This is a genomic window from Imperialibacter sp., assembly GCF_048007035.1.
Classification (GTDB): Bacteria; Bacteroidota; Bacteroidia; order Cytophagales; family Cyclobacteriaceae; genus Imperialibacter.
Map to the genome: position 1 here is coordinate 6447884 of NZ_CP180355.1, position 19325 is coordinate 6467208.

Below are 19325 nucleotides of genomic sequence, written 5' to 3' on the forward strand. Positions count from 1 at the left end.
TCAGAATTTAAAATTATATGAAACTGAGGGAATGATTGTGCCCAGCACAGAATACCTGATGGTTTCCGTTTGGCTGGGGTCCAGAGCGCTTTGTCTGAAAAGGTAAGAATAGGCGTTCCTCCTGGCATATACATTGTAGATGGAAAACGTCCAGCTACTTTTAAACTTCCTGTCGAGACTTTTCCTGCTCACGTAAGTTGTCGACACATCCAACCTGTGGTAGTCGGAAAGCCTGCCTTGATTACGTTTTGAGAAATTGGGCACTATCACGCCATCATAAACATATTTTGCGTCTGGCAGGGTTACGGGGCGCCCTGTGCTGAAATTGAACGTAGCAGAGAAGCTCCACTGCCTGCCTTCGTCATAAATACTGACCACTGAAACATCATGGGTCCTATCATAGTCGCTGGGGAAAAAATCACCATCATTGAGTGTTTCTTCCACCGTTGCTCCCTTTATCTGCGTCTCTGCTCTCGACAGGGTATAACTTACCCAGCCACGAAGCACTCCCTCGGGTTTCCGCACCAGTAGCTCAGTACCATAGGCCCTTCCCACTCCGGTAAGCACCTCTGTTTCAATAGTTTCATTTAATAGTAAGTCGGCACCATTCTTAAACGCTATTGTATTTGACAGCGACTTGAAATATGCTTCCAGCGAGACTTCCAGGTTCCCATTAAACACATCTCTGTAATAGCCCAATGTCCATTGATTCGACACCTCTGGTTTAATATACCTGTCGCTGAGTTTCCATATGTCAGTAGGTGCGGGTGAAATGCTATTAGTAATTCTGTGGATGTATTGATAGTTTTTGTTATAGCTGGCTTTAAGTATTGAGGCTTCGCTTAATTTATAGCTCGCAACAAGCCTGGGCTCCAACCCTTCATAAAAATCGATAATTTGACCGAATTTATACTGCAGGGTGTCGACAATCGATGTCCTGCTTTTTGGTAATCCGTTTACGTAAATATACTCATTTGCCGGCCCCAGGTAATAGAAACGAGACCACCTTGCTCCTGCCACCGCTTCAATCCGCCTGCTCCACTTCTTCTCCCAACTACCATACAGGGCAGGCTCCACGGCGTGCTCCGAGCTCAGTTTTATTTCCACCACCGAGGCGTCTTCCGTAAGGGGTATTCTGTCTCCGGGATTGAGCCTGTGAATAATCGATGAGTAGCCAAAATTGTAGGTATTATCGGGGTTTGAATAAAAATTGAAATCGGACTTAAAGGCGTAGTTGAAGATGTAAGACGTTCCTATGAAATTGGAAATTTCGGAAGGATCTTCCGTTTTATAGCTGTACTCACTCAGCGTGAATGTATGATTGCTGAACAGACGGTTTCCAAAAATGTGGTTCCATCGGGCAATCAGCGCACTATTGCCCCAGGTTCGCTGAAATGTTTCTCCAATCTTGTTCCGGTCTTTCCCAACATAGCCCGATAGATACACCTTATTTTTTGAGTTCAAATCGTAGTTGAGTTTCATATTGAAATCAGCAAAGTTCAGCGTACTCCTCCTTACATTGTTGTCGCCCAGCTCATAATTGATATTAAACAATGACGACCTCACCGATGTCAGGAATGAGCTTTTCCCTTTTACAAGGGGCCCTTCCGCCACCAGCCTGCCTGACAAAAGCCCAACCCCTCCAGAAAAGGCAAATCGTTCCTTGTTGCCCTCCCTCTGCCGCACACTCACCACTGAAGACGTTCTGCCGCCGTAGGACGCCGGTATATCACCTTTATATATTTCTATGTCGTTGATAGCCTCAGGGTTGAAAACGCCCACTAGTCCAAAAAAATGAGATGTATTGAAAATGACGGCCTCATCCAGCAGGATCAGGTTATTGTCAGCCGAGCCACCTCTGACATTAATTCCTGTAGCATCCTCGCCCACGTTCCTGATGCCGGGAAGCAACAAGGCTCCCTGTAGCACATCCACTTCGCTGAGAAAATAGGGAATCTTTCCGAAGATGTTCCGGCTTATCTTGTGATAGCCAGTGTTTTTAGTGGTCAGCAAAATGTCAAAATCTTTCGGAGAAACTACCAATTCGGGCAAATTGGCCTTTGCTGACTTAAGTGAAAAGTTTTGTTCTATCGACTCCGCCAAAGCCAACCTGGTCTCGATTGGCTCATAACCCACAAATGAGACACGAACATCATACATTCCCTTAGGCAATGAGAGGGAGAAAAAGCCATAGGCGTTGGTAGACGATCCGGTTTTAAGAGAATCAATCCAGATTGTGGCACCAATCAGGGCCTCGCCAGTGCTGGCCTCACTCACCTGACCATTCATAGTGACGTTGTCATTCTTCAGTGGTGTGTTTTTTTTGACGGCTATCAGCAAGATTAGGTTGCCTTCAAACTGATACTTCAGATTTTCAGAATACACTATCTTATCGAGCAAATCATCCAGCAAAATAGTATTGCCATTGACTTTGATCTTCTTGTCGAAAGGAATCAACTGGTCAACATAGGAGGGCTTATAGGAGGTTTGATCAGCTATCAGGCGCAAAGCTTGCCCGACAGAAAGGCTCGTTTGGCCATCAGGCACCCGCACAACCACGTCAGAGTGACTCTGAGCGACTAATGCTGAGCTTGCCGACAGCAAGCAAAGGTTAAAAATAAAACAGACTCGTAAAAACGTTGGCATACTCCCGAAAGCGACCTCTAAATAAAGACATGTTTCGTCTATAAAAGGTAACTATAGGAGTAATAAATAAAAAAAGAGGTTGGAAGTTCCCGGTTCTAATTCTCGCAGGGCTCTGCAAGAATTACATATGAATCACCTTTTTGCTCCACTGATCCATTCAGTAGCGTGGCTATCACGTTCAGACTTTCCTGAAGGCTGAGGTTATCAAGGGTTACACTTACCTTGCACTCCGTCAATGCTTCATTGCCCAGTGTGATTTTAGCCTGGTAGTGATCTTGTACTTGTTTCAGTACTTTATCCAGTGGCCGATTAGAAAAAGTCATCATGCCTGTTTTCCAGGAAAGGAAATTCATATCGGTTATGTCAGATCTTCTAATGACATTATCCTTCACTACAACGTCCACTTGTTGATTTTTCTGGAGGGTAAGAATCTTTTCAAGAGCAGAGGCCTCAACAGTTCCATCGATCACTGCAAGCCTGACACCTTCTTTCGTGTTTTTCATATTAAACTCCGTACCCAACACTTTTGCAGTCAAACCGTTCGACTCCACAACAAAAGGGTGCTCAGCATCGTGAGCTACCTTAAAATAGGCTTCTCCTTTCAATTCTATTTTCCTTGGTTCATCCTCAGAATAAGATACCTGGCCATTGGCATTGAGCCAAACTAGGGAGCCATCAGGCAGCGTAATCTCCTTTACCTTCTCATCGGCATTAACTATAGCGGTTTCGGAAAAAACCTTACTAGTCAAAGTGGATTGAAACACAAAATAGCTTCCAATGATAAAAGCAAGGCTCGCCGCAGCCCAGTAGAAGTACCTTAAAGCAACCACCTTCTTTTCCTCAGTAAGTCTACTCTTCACTTTACTCCAGGCACACTCGACATCTGGGCAATACGCAGACGTGTCAAGGGACGCATGCTCCCATACCTTAATTGCCTCTTGAAGCTCAACTGAATGATTAGCATCGACGCCCTCCTCAGTGTTAGAAGTGGCTTTTGCCTTACCGTTAAAATATTCGACTAAGTCTCGTTGCATTATAATCAGGTGTATTCTATTAGATGTCAAGGATTTTAATCTCAACCCCCAAGCTATCTACAAAAAGTTTTCGATTAAGGCCAGCAAAATTATTCCCAGCTTATCAACATACGGCTTCAGACTTACTCTGAGCTTTTTGAGCGCTATGCTCATTTGATTCTCTACTGTCTTTACTGACAGTTCCAGCTTTTCAGCAATCTCCTGATAGGTAAGCCCTTCTTCTCTGCTGAGTACAAAAATAACTTTGCATCGCTCCGGCAATAAATCAATCGCCTTCTGGACAATTGAATATAGCTCATTGTACTCAATTTGGGTCGGGTCTGACAAGTCGGCCTTTTCGCTCAAATTATCCACATCCTCCTTTTTCAACTCTTTGGGTAGTTGAAGCTTGAGGTAGTTGATTGACCTGTTCCGAACAGATGCTACGAGATAGGCTTTAACAGAATAGCTGATATTAATTTCTTCCCGCCTCTCCCAGAAGTTCACAAAAACCTCCTGAACCACTTCCTCTGCCACTTCGTTATTGCGGGTCAGTTTCAGCGCATAACGGCACAATTCCGTGTAATGCTGTTTGAAGAGTACTTCTAATGAAGATAAGTTATCAGGAAGCAGTTGGCTCAATTTTAAAATCTATAAAACTCTACAAATACAGCCGAAATTAGCGATTGGCGGAGAATACTAAAAAAGGAAAGCCCCGTAAAACGAGGCATTTCCTTAACAACCAACCAAACCTAATGTTTATAAGTTCAACGAAGGCTATCAGAAAATATTGGGCCTTCATTTGTTTTTAACAATTTGAAATAGAAAGACCCTAACTACCCTCGTCTGGTTGGAGTGTGGCAAGTAAATAATTGGAGAGCACGTAGTAGCCTAAGTTGGTGCTGGCGGATGTTCGTCCCTTGGTGGTGAGCAAAAAAACCATGTCGTATTCAGGCATTACAAACATGTAGTGATCTTCATCGCTGAGTGCATAGAAGGTTTTATTCTCGGGAAAATAGACTGACCATGAGCTATCATCTGAAAACCTCCACCATAAATACCCTATATCCGAAAAGCTGGAAATTCGATGCTGAGTATTTGTCGACAACTCGACCCAGCTAGCACTCACAATTCGGTTACCGAGCCAGCTTCCATTGTTGAGCATAAGATCTCCAATCTTCAACAAATCAAGCGGCTTTATAGCAAGTCCCAGCGAAAGGTCACTCAACCCAACGTCATCTTTTCTCACCGTCCAGTCATTGATTTGCAGAGGTTTAAAGAGCCACTCACTCACCATCTCGTCGACGGACAAACCAGTAGCAGATTCGAGCGCCTCGAGTATTATGAGGCTTCCCGCCGAATTCTGAGAAAACCTTTGGCCTGGAATGCTCTCCATTGGCTTCTTAAGCAGAAACTCCACAGCACTTGGAGCCGTTTTTATCACATTCACATCATTGGACGAGGAGTTGACTCCTGACAGCGTTTCGTTCCACGAAAGTCCCGATTTCATGGTGAGAATATCCTTGAATCTGATTCTCTTTTTTAGTTGGTCAGCTTCGAAATACGCCTGGCGTTCGGGCAAATACTTGTAAACCGAGTCCTCAACACTTTTAATGAAACCGCCGTCAATAGCAATACCTACCAGCAGAGAAACAATGATGTTACCCATACTTCCTATGCCCTGAAGCGAGTCTCTTGTGTAGAAACCATAGTAGTCTTCAAAAACCACCTTGTTGTCTTTCAAAACAAGCATACTGCCAATGCCGCCAAGGCGACCCGCATCAAAAAGGCTGTCTAATGCCAAAAGCAAAGGCTCATCGAAACCCGACACCCTTGGATCTTCGTAACCCCATGGTGAGTCATCGGGCCGTACGTCATCATTCCATTTGCAGCTCTGAGGAAGGAGCATGAAGAAGGCGACAATAAGAAGGTGGATTCGACGCATCAAAATAGCCCTATTTTAATCATGACATTCAATGTGAGTCCTGAGAAGTCATCATCGGATATTTCGGGGATATCCAATCCTTTGACCAATCGATAGCCTACCTCGCCGTGCAAGATGGCAAAAGGCAGGAATTTATAATCGCAGCCAGCGGATGGCTGCACAAATAGCGCATAGTCTTCGAACATGTTATAGAAATTGTCCCGCCGTTCCCAAAACACCTTCCCCTGCCCCACTCTTGCATCAAATGTAAACTGAAAGGGCTTTTCCAATGTTGTTTTGTATCCTGCCCACAAGCCTGCTTGGCTGTATTTCATACTGAATTCGTTAGGGAAAATCAGTCTTTGATTGTAATCTCCCATATAAACAGACCCGTAAGCGCCAACATGGTAGTGGCTGCGGAATAAAAAGCTTAAACCACCTCCAAGATTCACACCGTTTGCCTTCCGGAGGTAGGCGGGTTCAACATAGCCAGCAACCCAAACACCATATTTTCTTGCCGGTTTATTGATTTGTTTCGTTCGCAGTTTGACAGAATCAACGGCAAGCGAATCAACAGCCTGAGATAGTGCCTGCCCAGTCACTGCCAACATTATCAAAACAAAAAAACCGATTTTCATAGTTTAAAAAACATGGTGACTCTATTACCCCCTTACTCATCTTTCTCTAAGGTACTCAATTCAATGCTCAATGCCTTTGTGGAAATCTGTGTCTCGTAGAACGAAAGCCCAAGGGAAACCAAAAGTAATACGAGACTTGCGACAAACAGGTAGTTTCCCAATTGGCTATTATCAAGGTATAAGAATAGAATGGAAAGCACACAACCAAGGAAGCTTAAAATGCCGAACGCCTGCATATTCCTAATGAGCAAAAGCCGCAACCGTAAGTTCTTAATTTGTTCCCGGATGGGCACATTGTTTTCTCCATGGGAATCAGCTTGTCTTTTGTGAAGCCCTCTGATCAGGCTGGCAATTGCTAAAAACCGATTGGTATAAGCCAGAATCAACAATGTGATGGCTGGAAACAACAGTGCCGGTGTGCTTAATTCTAATTGCATGTCACAAATTTACGCTATCAATTTTTTGTCTTTGCCATTGAAAATCTCTTCCGATCAGTAGCTGAATTTTGCTTAAGCTAACAAAAGATTTTGCAACAACCTTGTCGAATGGAGTAGTTTCAATATTGAGCATTTCGCTGATCTCACTCCCAAGTAAATACTCCATAAGAGCCGAAACAGGCAAATGAATAGCACTATTCCGCATTTCAGTTTCTATGTGCTTTCTAAGTGCTGCAGCTAACTCTATCCCCTCAACAGATCTGGTAAAGTGCCTTTTTGCTATTTGCTTTTCAAGCAACAACGCCTCCTTTACGTTACCCTTTAAGAGCTCTTTTTCAATCCCCAGCAGGTACCCTATCAGATTCCAGTATTGTAAAAAATCCTTACTTTCTGCCCCCTTTACGTCAACCCCCAACTTTCGCAGGCCACGCAGTACTATCAGCGAGAACGCCAGGTTTGTTCCCGCCATGTCCTCCTGGTTGATGGGAAGCCCCCAATCGTTCTGCCAAAAGGGTTGATTCTTTATGTAAGACCTGGTGAGCGCGTGCATGAGCCTCACTTTGAGAATACTTCTAAGGCCCTTTCCATTGGCATCAAACGCTCCAGGCTCAGACACATCAAGCACAAACGAGGCTGTCTCGGTGAGCCGCTTGCCGGGGGCTTCTCTAAGCCGTTTGGAATGATACAAAACTTTAGCACCGTTGGCGGCGGCATAGCAGTACGGGAGTGAATAAAGCCCAAGGCAGAGCAGAATCAAAGGTTGATGTTTGGAGAAAAATTCCTGAGTGCGCTTCAAGCGCTTAGGCAGGCTATCTTCGGGCAATACCTCATTTTGATTAATGAACCTTATCAGCTCTTTTGGCCAGGTATCGTCGGGCTTCTGGTTATTACGAGAGAAGTTCTTCCATTTGTCCGACGCCCAGAGCTCAGGCATATCTCGTTGAATGACTTCAACAACAGCGTCGGCGGGAGGGTCGCCAATGAGCCTAAATTTTTCTAAATCCATAAAAAAAGCATGCAGTTGATGGTATAACCCTGCATGCTTCCTATTAGTTAACTAAAGATCAAAAAGATTTCAACACTTTACATGAAGATCCATTCTTCACGAACGTATATTTTGCATTCTCGTATTTATAAAATTTCACACCCATTAGGAGAAATACACCCACTTTTTCGGGCAGTCCTTTTGGAGGAACTATGGAGAGCTGGGCGGTAATCGGCTGGATAGCTATTTTTAAATCGGGAAACATGTTGCTTTCAAATGAATCGGTTAAGCCATGGTGATCAGGATTGCATGGCCTGTAAGAAGCTTCTTCTTCATCAAAATAAAAGTCTGAAATAGAAACCAACTTTGCTGTCAATTTGAAATGAGTGGCTTCTGCAGGGAAGGCGATATTGCTCTGAGGAACAAAACCTGGAAAGTGCAGAATGACATGTCCCCGCCCCTGCCCAGGGTGGACAAAGTATTTCGGATAGAAAGTAGTGCCAAATGGAAATTCAGGGTTGAATTCAAAGCCTTCTACCTGCTTGCCATATTTACTCGGAGTTAAAGGGCGCCGACCAGTTGGGCCATCAACACCTTTCACCAAGCCTCTGAATTTAGCAGTCAGTTTTCCCGACGAATAGGTTTCGCATATATCACCCAAATCGCCAGTCATAGTCATGCGCATGGTTCTTGCCATCATGCTGGCCACACCGAATTCCTTTTGATTGTTCCTCAGTTCCTGATATGACTCTTTACTTTTGATGTCGTTGGCAGAAGGCCCTCCTTTTCTGGCTACTATTGTCCTGTCTACACCACTTATCTTATATACTCTCCAATCTTTTGGGTTGTCAATGGCACTTTTCCTTAGCTCGAGGTTTTCATTCATTTTGTTGGTTGGTTACACAATTCTACACTGATTCCTAAAACCTATAATGTCATTAAATCAAAATATTACTTTTCGAATATTCCACTAACCAGGCCAGTTAGCTACTGATTTGAAATATTATCAAAAAAATAGCACAGAAGCAAAGTTTGGCAAAAAAATATGATCTACGACATGTAATAAAGCCCGCAGTCAACAAATTAACATGAAATATTCACCATTTATTAAACTTGCATTCATCCAATATCCCTAGATTTGCTCGTCTCACATTTGATTTAAAGTATTACTTTAAGTGTGAGCGTTATTCACTTTTTTGATATTTTCAGCAAAGATGCTACGTACCCACGAGGAGAATTCTTCTATCTTTTTCCGATTCAGCCTCATGTAAGATTTAATGCAAAATCAAACAAAAACAAATCTCCGTTACAGGCTAAAGTCACTGATAAATACTTTTGTAACCGGAGGGATGGAGCCTTCGAAAGCCTCCCTGTCAATCAGTCTCGGTTTTCTCTGGGGCGTCTTTCCACTAGTAGGCACTTCTACGGTTCTTTGCACCGCCAGTTCACTGTTCTTTAAGTTGAACATGGCTATTATCCAGGCAGTTAATTACATCGTTTATCCTATACAGTTGGCCCTTCTGCTTCCTTACTTCTATATAGGAGCGCCTTTTACCGGGTTTACCATCAATGGTTCATCCATCGACAAAATTGGGGAGTTTTCTTTTTCACTCAATAGTCTGGCAGAAATTTCCGGAGACTTGCTTTTCATTGCGGTCAATATGCTTCTGGGATGGCTGCTATTGGCCCCGCTGGCATCATTCATCATCTATTTGGTTTCAAAGCGAGTGTTGACAAGCAGGCAAAGTAAGGTCAGCTCAATTGGCGACAACGGTCGCAACTCAAAAGGCTAATCAACCCCTTATCAAATGATTGCAACAAATTTTCTATATTTAAGTATTTCCTGTTGCATCTTTGCATCATTAAAATCACAAACTGTAAACAATGTCCGATAAGAATTCTTTAAACTCAAGCCCTAACATCTTCGGGCACTTCAAATACGATGGCCCTGCCGGCCTGGTAGTTTTTCTTGTTGCTTTGCCGCTGTGTTTAGGTATTGCGCTCGCATCTGGAGCACCGCTCTTTTCAGGCGTTATTGCCGGAATTGTTGGAGGCTTAGTGGTAGCCTCCTTTAGTGGATCTCAACTCGCTGTTAGTGGCCCGGCTGCTGGTCTAACAATCATCGTTCTCAACGCTATAGATGATTTAGGTTCCTTCGAGTCGTTTCTGCTTGCAGTCGTCATTGCAGGCGCTATCCAGCTCTTGCTGGGCTTTCTGAAAGCCGGTGTTATTGGTAATTTCTTCCCTTCTGCAGTAATCAAAGGAATGCTTGCTGCCATCGGGCTTATATTGATACTGAAGCAAATACCTCATGCTTTCGGCTACGATTCGGATCCTGAGGGCGATATAGAATTTTTTCAACCTGACGGGCAAAACACCTTTACCGAGATTTTCACTGCCCTCCAAAATTTGAGCATGGGTGCGATTGCTATCTGTCTTATTTCGCTGGCTATTATTCTTCTCTGGGACAGGCCTGGTATCAAGAAAAAGGCATTCTTCTCTATCGTTCCGGCACCGTTGGTAGTGGTACTCCTGGGAATAGGCGTTAATCAGCTCTTCATCAAATTCTTCCCTGACATGGCTCTCGGTCAGAGCCATCTGGTTTCGTTGCCTATTATTGGTAATCTGAGTGAGTTTGCCAACGAGCTCACGTTCCCGGATTTTGGCCAGCTAGGCAACCCGGAAATCTATGTCGTGGCCATTACCCTTGCCATTATTGCAAGTTTGGAGACTCTATTGAGTTTGGAAGCTACCGACAAATTGGATCCTTACAAGCGGGTCTCCCCTCAAAACCGAGAGTTGAAGGCGCAGGGCATTGGTAATATGGTCTCTGGACTAATTGGAGGCCTGCCACTAACGGCCGTTATTGTGAGAAGTTCCGCCAACATAGATTCTGGGGCGCACACAAAAATGTCGGCAATTATCCATGGTGCTTTGCTGCTTCTCAGCGTGGTTGTTATTCCACATATCCTTAACCTGATACCGCTGGCTGCCCTTGCAGCTATACTGATAATGATTGGCTTCAAACTTGCCAAGCCATCATTGTTCAGATCGATGTTTCAAAAGGGAATGGGGCAGTTCCTGCCATTTGTGATTACAATCGCAGCAATTCTGTTGTCAGATTTACTTATTGGCATCTCTATTGGCATGGCCATCGGCTTGTTCTTTGTGATAAAGAGCAATTTCCATGAAGCAATTATTGTCACTGAAGATCACGCTAACTATCTGGTGAAATTGAACAAAGATGTTACTTTTCTTAATAAGTCGGCCCTGAGAACCACATTACAAAATATTCCCAAGGGAGCCTACGTGATAATTGATGGCACCAAATCAATTTTTATCGACAACGACATATCTGAAGTTATCGAGGATTTCGTTGAAACATCAGAAAATAGAAACATAACGGTTGAACTGAAGAAGTCTTCCACGAGCTACAATCACTTGTTTAAGAAATAGTACACATGAAGCCTTACGAAAAACTGTTACTTGAAAATAAAGCGTGGGCACGTGAACGTGTTCAGTCCGACCCCAATTATTTTAACCATCTTTCTGAAATACAATCACCGGAGTTTTTGTGGATTGGTTGCGCCGATTCCCGGGTGCCGGCCAACGAAATCACCAACACTGAGCCAGGTGAGATGTTTGTTCACAGAAACATTGCCAATATGGTGGTGCACACCGACCTTAACATGTTGAGTGTTTTACAGTATGCCGTTGAGCACCTCAAAGTCGATCACATTATTGTGACCGGCCACTACGGTTGTGGGGGTGTAAAAGCAGCTATGACCAACAAAAGCTTTGGCTTAATCAATAAATGGTTGAGAAACATAAAAGAAGTATACAGAATTCACAAAGAGGAAATAGATCAGCTACCCAACGAAAATAAGAAAGCAGACCGACTGGTGGAGCTTAATGTGATTGAGCAAGTCCATAATTTGGCCAAAACATCGATAGTGCAGCAGGCCTGGAAAAAGGAGCAGCGTCCGATGCTCCATGGTTGGGTATATGGATTGAAAGATGGCATTTTAAACGAAGTATTTAGGATGGATCCAAATACTCAGCTTGATCCCATCTACATGTTTGACTTTGACGACGTGAAATAAGTGTACAGAAAGGTATCTCTTCTGAGGGCCAGCATGTGGATGCTGGCTTTTTTTCTACTAGCTACCTCCTTTCAGGGATGTTCCAGCCATTCCTACAATATAAAAACTGTGAAGCCGAAAGTGCATCACCGCTATTACAATCCTAAAAAGGACAAGCACAAAAGCAGGGTAAAGAAGGTTAAAATGAAATCGACCTAGCGGCCATTAATTGGTGCGGTTGCTGGCGACAGGCTTACCGGGGGTGTTTGTTTCGGTCTTTGCAACGGCTTTCTTTCCACTATCCTCAGAGGTTGAGGTCTTAATCACTTTCACAGTGTCGTTATTCTTCCACTGATAAAAGGTAGCTCCTCTAAATTCTCTTATTGGTGATGTGTAATAGGCTTTTTTTGCGCTCTTCTCAGGAGAAGGTGTTGCGTTTACAAACCCGGCCAACATTAAGAAAGAAACAACTAAAAAGACTTTTTTCACTTCGTTTTTACATTTATTACTCTTCGAAGGTACGCATAAACCATGGCTATTGAAAGGCTACTTGTCGTTATTACTACGACCAGGGCTATATTTTCGATCAACCGCCTGATTGGAAAGATTAACAAAACGGAAAAACCTTACATGAATGACATTTTATTTCAGAAGTTACCCTTCTCCATAATCAGCATTTGATTCTGCATTTCTTTTTTTACTTTGGAACACAAAACCGTTGACTATATGAAAAGACTTACCAACCTGATCCTCATTGCTATTCTATTGTATGGCTGCTCTCCGAAAACGAATGAGCCTCAACGGGTCTTTGACCGTGGCTTGACAGCAAAAAATGGGATGGTCGTTTCAGCACACCCATTGGCATCACAAGTAGGGGCTGACATACTCAAAAAAGGTGGCAATGCTGTGGATGCTGCCATTGCAGTACAGTTTGCGCTGGCTGTTGTTTATCCGGGAGCAGGGAATATCGGCGGCGGTGGTTTTATGGTGATCCGCCAAAACGACGGTTCGGTTGATGGCTTGGACTACAGAGAAGAAGCGCCAGCGGCTGCATCGAGAAATATGTACCTTGATGAGAACGGCGAAGTTATCGAAAACCTGAGTTGGCTGGGACATTTGGCATCTGGCGTGCCTGGTTCGGTGGATGGAATGGTGAAGGCCCACGAAAAATATGGCAGCCTTGGCTGGGAAGAGTTGCTACAGCCTTCTATTGATCTGGCTGCCAACGGATTTGCGCTTACCGAAAAAGAAGCAGGGGGACTGAATCGGGGAAAAGACAATTTCATCAAGTACAATACCGTTAGTCCCGACTTTGTTTTAAAGGACGGCGAGTGGATGGCAGGCGACACTATATTTTTGAAAGATCTCGCCAAAACACTTTCTCTCATTCGTGATAAAAAAGAAGCAGGGTTCTACGAAGGCGAAACCGCCGATCTCATCGTGGCCGAAATGCAACGTGGAAAGGGCATTATTACGCTGGAAGACCTGAAAAACTATGAAGCTGTTTGGAGAACCCCGGTAACTGGCTCCTATAGAGGCCACAAGATTATTTCTATGGCTCCTCCTTCCAGCGGCGGCATCGCATTGTTGCAGTTGCTACAATCCGTGGAGCCCTACCCTATCAGTGAATGGGGCTGGAACACAACCAAAACAGTACATTTGATCACTGAGGCCGAGAGACGTGTGTACGCTGACCGGGCCAAGTACCTGGGAGATCCCGACTACTTCGATGTGCCCATGGCCGGACTGGTCGATTCTGCTTACAACAAACAAAGAATGTCATCTTTCAATCCTGAAAAGGCTTCTCTGTCATCTGAGGTGACCGAGGGAAATCCCGTGGCGCTGCTGGAATCGGATCAGACCACGCACTTTTCTGTGGTGGATGCTGAAGGCAACGCAGTGTCCGTAACTACCACACTTAATGGAGGCTTCGGGAGCAAAGTGTTTGTTGCAGGCGCTGGCTTTTTGCTCAATAATGAAATGGACGACTTTAGCGTGAAGCCCGGCTACGCCAACGCCTATGGTTTGGTGGGTGGTGAGGCCAATGCCATTGAGCCTGGTAAAAGAATGTTGAGTTCAATGACTCCTTCTATTGTGGAAAAAGACGGACAATTAATGATGGTGGTAGGTACGCCAGGCGGGTCGACCATTATTACTTCCGTATTTCAAACAATCCTCAATGTGATTGACCACGGCATGGGCATGCAGGAAGCAGTAACTGCCCGGCGGTTTCACCACCAATGGCTACCTGACTTGATCCTAACCGAAACCGACGCACTTACAGCTGAGGTTACCTCTCAACTGGACAGCATGGGCCATCACTTCAGAGATGCTGGAAACATTGGCAGGGTTGACGCCATTCTCGTGTTGCCTGACGGCATGCTGGAGGGCGGTGCAGATCCAAGAGGTGATGATACGGCCGTTGGCTACTAAGTGATTCAACATGTTTTAAAAGGAATGATGCGTGGGCTATTGCTTTTATTCTTTTACATGGCTGCTATGTCGGCCAACGCCAGGCAAAGACCAGCGGAGCTTGGCGTGAAAATTGGTGTGTTGCCGAAAGGAGAACACAATGCTATTACTGACGTAAAAGGCGTAAAAGTTGGGCACTTCACACTCATTCAGGGAGATGACGTAAGGACTGGCGTCACTTCTATCCTCCCCTATGACGGGAATATCTTCCAATCGAAAGTGCCTGCAGCCATTTACCTGGGCAACGCCTTTGGCAAACTTGCCGGGTACACCCAGGTGAAAGAGCTTGGTAATATTGAAACGCCCATCCTACTCACCAATACACTTGCTGTGGCAGATGCTTCCAGGGCGCTGGTAAAATACACGCTGGAACTGCCCGGCAACGAAAATGTACGTTCGGTCAACCCTGTTGTCGGAGAAACCAACGACAGCTACCTGAATGATATTCGTAGTTTTCCGCTCCAGCCGGAGCATTTCGTAGCAGCCATTGACGCAGCGACATCCGGAAAAGTTGAAGAAGGCAACGTGGGCGCTGGCACTGGTACAGTTTGCTTTGGGTACAAAGGTGGCATTGGCACGTCCAGCCGGAAACTCCCCGAAACACTTGGAGGCTACACTGTGGGCGTGCTTGTTCAAACCAACTTTGGTGGCAATCTTACGATTGATGGTGAAGCCATCGATGAAATACTGGAACAATACCCCTACCGGATGCAAATCCTTGGCTCGGTGGACGGTTCGTGCATGATAGTGGTTGCCACCGATGCACCATTGGACGCCAGAAATCTGGAGAGACTTGCCAAAAGAGCTATTTTGGGGCTGGGAAGAACGGGAGGCATCGCTTCTAATGGAAGCGGTGATTATGTGATAGCCTTTTCCACTGCCGAATCGCTGAGGGTGCCTTATGACCCGCCCAGCCCTATACTACAACAAAATGTGCTGGCCAATGATAGCATGACACCGTTGTTTATGGCTGTTATTGAAGCGACAGAAGAAGCCATTATCAATTCACTGTGGGCAGCGACTACTATGACCGGCTTCGAAGGACGAACGATGAAAGAACTTCCAAAAGAGGAAGTATTGAGGATTTTGAGGAAAGCAGGTAAGCTCAAAAAATAGCTTTCGGCGGCCGGATCATGCCTGCCGCCAGAAAACTTCAACCAAAAATTCCTGCGACAATTAACATAGCTGGTTATTCCTTCTCAAAATTTACATCCCAATGTCAGATAGAAAGTTCTGCTATTGGCTGGTAAGATGCCTGGGCCGGGATACATCTGAATTCTCCTGCTGAAATACCTGGCGTCAGCTACATTATTCACACCTCCAGAGAAATGATACTTATCAAGAAAGCCCAGGTTAAAGGCCCAGTCGATGACTGTATAAGAGGGTATTACTCCCACAATGCCCGACTCGGAAAATTCTGTATTGTTGGCATCGTTGAATTGCTCGCTTACGTAGCTAACCTGAATAGTGGAAGAAAAGCTCTTGTGTGTGAATTCAAGTCCAGCTCGTTCTAGCCAGTCGGGGACGTTTTCGACATGGTTACCGTTGAGGGAGACTTCCTGATTGCCGCTAGCTATAGTCACATCCAGGTATCTGGCATTGGTGTAGGCCAGCGAGTTAAATAGCCGCAAGTCAGTATTCGTATTGTTTTTCATACCTCCCAGCAACGAAAAATTAAGGTACATTTCCAGGCCTTTGATCTCAGAATTACCGACGTTGGTGGTGAAAAGGTAGGAAGTATTGCCACTCCTCTGCATTGTTACTTTACCAATTCTGTCTCCATAAAAAAGGTAGTACCCATTGATGTCAAAATTCAACAGGTTGCCTATGCTTCCCCTGTAGCCGACGTCAATATCATACCCACGACTGTCTTTCAAATTGGGGTCAACTATACCCAGTTGATCGGCTGGTGTAATGTAGGCGTATAGGTACGGTCGGTACGCCTGGGAGACGTTTCCGTAAAGCTGGGTCTCATTGGTTAACTGATATTGCAAACCGGTACCGAAAAGAGGAAAGTTACGCTTGCCGGTATAGCACACGGGAAAAGTGGCATTGTTAATGACTCCTGTTAAATCTGACTTGATCACTTCGTACCTGAACCCAGGCGTTACAGAGAGCTTTTTATTCAGGTAGTAGACATTTTCTGCAAAAGCAGCATAATTGATGGTTGAGAATGTTAAATCGGTGCCATAGGGTGCAACGAGAGTGAAATCGAAATCACTTCCTGTTGTTCCTGTTCCCTTCTGTCTCCTCCTGGTCGTCCCATTGAAATACCTCACCCCTGCTGAAAGCACACTCTTCACTTGCCCGAGGCTGTATTCGTGTAGAAGCCTTGCCTCGGTGGTAACACTACCATAAAAGTCCCTGTCGATCTGACGTGGATTGAAAGAACCTATGTCGGTGTTGAAGGTGTCCTTAACTGTTGCAGGGTTGATAAACTGTATGCTGCTTCGTTCACCCCAAACACCGCTGGCAGTTAATTCAAGTGATGTAGAGGGAGAAAGCTTGTAGTTGAAAGTGACAGCCGGAACGTTAATGATAGGACTAAAATAATTTCTTGACCTGTCGGATTGCCTGGCATTGTCCTTGTATTGTGCGTCCGTTAGTCCACCAGCAATCTGCTGACGGTAGTCCATTCTGGAAAATTGCAAAGCTACGCTACCCTTATTGGAAAACCTGTACTTGACATTGGCATACCAGGCATCGTAGTTAAAAGCAGAATTAGGGCGCCAGCCGTCGCCATGTCGATTGTCGTAATAGGCGTAGTAACTTACTTTCCCTTTTGTACCCCCTACCGCATTGTATGAATTAAAAAGGCTATTAGAACCGAGTGTCTGCTCACTTTCCAGCGAAAACACTTTGGTGGAGTCACCTTCTTTCATCACATAGTTCATCATCCCACCGTACTGACTGCCGAACTGAAGGGCCGCTGAGCCACGCACAAGTTGTACCTGCTTTACCCCTTGCATAGGCACTTGATAGTGGTTTTCAGGATAGCCAAATATATCTGAGTTGGTGTTGTATCCATTCTGCCGCATATTCATTTCGATGGAACGATGGGCATCTGTTCCTCTCGTGCCTATATTCATTTGGGTGCCGGCACCATCCATATCCCAAAGATTGACGCCAGGCATTTTTGCGAAGACCATTCTGCCAACATTTTGAACGAGATTGGCTCCACCGTTATCCAAATCCACTGTTTCCGTCTTTTTACCAGCAAATATGTTAGCGCCAAGTATGTCAGGTAACGCTTGCTTCTTATCGTGAAAGCCCTTAACGGTTACGGCATCGAGAATTTTTGTTGAAATACTGTCTGGTTCGTCTATTTCCTGCGCTTCTACTGAACTCCAAATGCAGCCCAAAGCGAATAGAAACCGAAGTTTAATGTTTTTCATGTAAAATTGAATTTCAGCGATGCAACTACTCGCAGTCACAACCCCTGGTTTAAAAGATGTGAAAACGATGGTTGCGAAATACTATCAAGGGTTACAAAAAAGTCCGCCATCTGCTTTAATAACAGACAGCGGGGAAACCTCCTGTTTGCCGTATCCAGCACCCATCTTTACTTAATTAAATTCGGTAAGTCAATTAGCTCCGTCATTTTTAGCTCTCTCAATGCTATACTGCGCCACTTTTCTGCCCTGATTGGTGCCAACTACCGCATCAAACCTGTAATGAATGCCACCGTACACCCTTGAAATGGCCGCTTCTTCAGCCCAGGAGTTACAGAGCTCGGCTTCCTGAGGAAATATATAACCCAGCACGGCTGCGCCTGCTGCCGAAAACACACTGTGCCCTGAGGTATAACTAGGAAAATTTGGTGTTCCCGCAATGGTCTTAAAGCCGGGAATAGTTTGAATTGGTCTTGGGTAATGGTAGTAATACTTAGTATCCCAGCAACTGATGCCGGCGTCCATGATGGCCATGTTCATATAGGCAAAAGTTCTGGCGGAGCGAATCGGGTTTTGCTTGTACTTGATGATAAAGTCTTTGGCAAAACGGTTCCAATGGCCTGGTGGAGTATAGGTACCCAAGCCATCCTGCCAGAAATTGGCAATCGCCCGCCACTCGTCGGTCATGTTGTCCGCATAGTGATTGAGCTCCTTCACATTTTCCTCAAACTCTGCTGATCCTGGAGCCGGAGGAGCAATTGGCCTCACTTCTTCTACAGTTGGCACATTCCACATTCTCACCTTGCCGAACAATGGTGTAAGGCCAACAGGTCTGGTGGGTAATTCAAGGTTATCCCATTGCCAGCCAAACCTGGCAAAAGCCGCCGCTTTAATAGAATCAGACACTGCTTTGGGGGCCTGGGCCTTTTTCATACCATCACCGGCTGCCCTTGCAAGCGCCACTTTAGCCACTTCCTGGCCAATAAACTCACCAGCTTCAATATCACTTCGCACATTGATACCTGCCCACATCAAGCTCTGTAGATGTTCTTCAGCTTTGGCTGCCAGGTATTCCTTTTCCAAAGGAAACATAACGGACAATACTTCCCTGGAGCTAGCGGCTATCACGGCACCGTCGGATGGATACGAAGGAAGACTGCTCTTTTCATAGGCGGGTGCAATAGCATCGTCAACATTATACGGAGCCGGCCTATTAAACATATACTTATAATGCCATGCTGAAATTAGCCCATCAAACTGCGCCACACTCAGGTAGGCAAAGGCCCTGCAGGCGTAGGGCGGGTGTGCAAATGGGAAAGCCGGAGGCCCCTCTGGGCTAGCCGGATTAGGTAAGGTGTAAGTATCATCTTCATTTGGCCCCGGAATAAGGTTGTACTTTGCCACCAGTTCGAGGGCAATCTCATTCCAGCGAATCAACGGGTTGTTGGTCCAGTACTTCACTTTTTTACGTTGATCATCCGTCAGGTTAGCGGAAGCCGACTTCAGGTCAGTGAGCTCGGCGATATACGCATCTGATGTAATATCGAACGGTGCGTCAATAGCGACCTGATCTGCTGAGGTTAGTAAAATGGGTGTCCACGAGCCGGCCTCCTGGTCGAGGCTGGAGTAAGTGTAGTCAGCAAAACTTGCCATGGTTGGCAGTTCATCGTCGCACGAAGTAATCGCTAGCACAAGACAAATGCTGACAAAAATTATTGTTATGTTCTTATTCATTG

16 protein-coding genes are annotated in these 19325 nt (G+C 45.1%); 5 read left to right on the forward strand and 11 right to left on the reverse strand.

What is annotated here, in order from left to right:
- The 8 genes from ACMVP2_RS27335 to ACMVP2_RS27370 all read right to left on the reverse strand — a co-directional run bounded on the left by ACMVP2_RS27335 (position 1) and on the right by ACMVP2_RS27370 (position 8529).
- Positions 1–2604, reverse strand: coding sequence for a TonB-dependent receptor (locus tag ACMVP2_RS27335; protein ID WP_416865969.1), 2604 nt, complete (start codon positions 2602–2604; stop codon positions 1–3).
- A gap of 137 nt (positions 2605–2741) precedes the next feature.
- Positions 2742–3680, reverse strand: coding sequence for a FecR family protein (locus ACMVP2_RS27340; protein WP_416865970.1), 939 nt, complete (start codon positions 3678–3680; stop codon positions 2742–2744).
- A gap of 57 nt (positions 3681–3737) precedes the next feature.
- Positions 3738–4301, reverse strand: a complete 564-nt coding sequence (locus ACMVP2_RS27345; protein ID WP_317492045.1) for an RNA polymerase sigma-70 factor — start codon at positions 4299–4301, stop codon at positions 3738–3740.
- Positions 4302–4491: 190 nt separating this feature from the next.
- Positions 4492–5604, reverse strand: a complete 1113-nt coding sequence (locus ACMVP2_RS27350) for a serine hydrolase domain-containing protein (protein ID WP_416865971.1) — start codon at positions 5602–5604, stop codon at positions 4492–4494.
- A complete protein-coding gene (locus tag ACMVP2_RS27355) occupies positions 5604–6221 on the reverse strand; it encodes a hypothetical protein (protein ID WP_416865972.1) in 618 nt (205 codons plus the stop codon). Before ACMVP2_RS27355 ends, ACMVP2_RS27350 begins: the two co-directional genes overlap by 1 nt.
- A gap of 32 nt (positions 6222–6253) precedes the next feature.
- Complete coding sequence (locus tag ACMVP2_RS27360; protein ID WP_416865973.1) at positions 6254–6658, reverse strand: DUF2721 domain-containing protein; 405 nt, start codon at positions 6656–6658, stop codon at positions 6254–6256.
- Between the two features lies 1 nt (position 6659).
- Positions 6660–7664 carry an oxygenase MpaB family protein gene (locus ACMVP2_RS27365; RefSeq protein WP_416865974.1) on the reverse strand — a complete coding sequence of 335 codons (1005 nt, stop codon included), beginning with the start codon at positions 7662–7664 and terminating at the stop codon, positions 6660–6662.
- A 58-nt stretch (positions 7665–7722) separates the two neighbouring features.
- Positions 7723–8529: a hypothetical protein gene (locus ACMVP2_RS27370; RefSeq protein WP_339792496.1), complete on the reverse strand. Its 807-nt coding sequence runs from the start codon at positions 8527–8529 to the stop codon at positions 7723–7725.
- Between the two features lie 391 nt (positions 8530–8920).
- Here ACMVP2_RS27370 and ACMVP2_RS27375 point away from each other — a divergent pair, with 391 nt between their 5' ends.
- The 3 genes from ACMVP2_RS27375 to can all read left to right on the forward strand — a co-directional run bounded on the left by ACMVP2_RS27375 (position 8921) and on the right by can (position 11746).
- Complete coding sequence (locus tag ACMVP2_RS27375) at positions 8921–9436, forward strand: DUF2062 domain-containing protein (RefSeq protein WP_339792495.1); 516 nt, start codon at positions 8921–8923, stop codon at positions 9434–9436.
- A 91-nt stretch (positions 9437–9527) separates the two neighbouring features.
- Positions 9528–11099 (forward strand): SulP family inorganic anion transporter, encoded by a 1572-nt coding sequence (locus tag ACMVP2_RS27380; RefSeq protein WP_339792493.1) that lies wholly within the window; start codon positions 9528–9530, stop codon positions 11097–11099.
- Between the two features lie 5 nt (positions 11100–11104).
- Positions 11105–11746 carry a carbonate dehydratase gene (can, locus tag ACMVP2_RS27385; protein ID WP_339792491.1) on the forward strand — a complete coding sequence of 214 codons (642 nt, stop codon included), beginning with the start codon at positions 11105–11107 and terminating at the stop codon, positions 11744–11746.
- A 204-nt stretch (positions 11747–11950) separates the two neighbouring features.
- Here can and ACMVP2_RS27390 read toward each other — a convergent pair whose 3' ends face one another.
- Positions 11951–12214, reverse strand: a complete 264-nt coding sequence (locus ACMVP2_RS27390; RefSeq protein WP_339792489.1) for a hypothetical protein — start codon at positions 12212–12214, stop codon at positions 11951–11953.
- A gap of 237 nt (positions 12215–12451) precedes the next feature.
- Here ACMVP2_RS27390 and ggt point away from each other — a divergent pair, with 237 nt between their 5' ends.
- Together ggt and ACMVP2_RS27400 are read left to right on the forward strand one after the other, a co-directional pair.
- Positions 12452–14158, forward strand: a complete 1707-nt coding sequence (gene ggt / locus ACMVP2_RS27395) for a gamma-glutamyltransferase (protein ID WP_339792488.1) — start codon at positions 12452–12454, stop codon at positions 14156–14158.
- Positions 14159–14185: 27 nt separating this feature from the next.
- On the forward strand, positions 14186–15313 hold the full coding sequence (locus tag ACMVP2_RS27400) for a P1 family peptidase (RefSeq protein WP_339792509.1): 1128 nt from the start codon (positions 14186–14188) through the stop codon (positions 15311–15313).
- An 83-nt stretch (positions 15314–15396) separates the two neighbouring features.
- Here the strand turns inward: ACMVP2_RS27400 and ACMVP2_RS27405 are convergent, their stop codons facing one another.
- Both ACMVP2_RS27405 and ACMVP2_RS27410 read right to left on the reverse strand, forming a co-directional pair.
- Positions 15397–17592, reverse strand: coding sequence for a TonB-dependent receptor family protein (locus ACMVP2_RS27405; RefSeq protein ID WP_416865975.1), 2196 nt, complete (start codon positions 17590–17592; stop codon positions 15397–15399).
- Positions 17593–17781: 189 nt separating this feature from the next.
- Positions 17782–19323 carry a phosphatase PAP2 family protein gene (locus tag ACMVP2_RS27410; RefSeq protein WP_416865976.1) on the reverse strand — a complete coding sequence of 514 codons (1542 nt, stop codon included), beginning with the start codon at positions 19321–19323 and terminating at the stop codon, positions 17782–17784.
- Positions 19324–19325 lie beyond the last annotated feature (2 nt).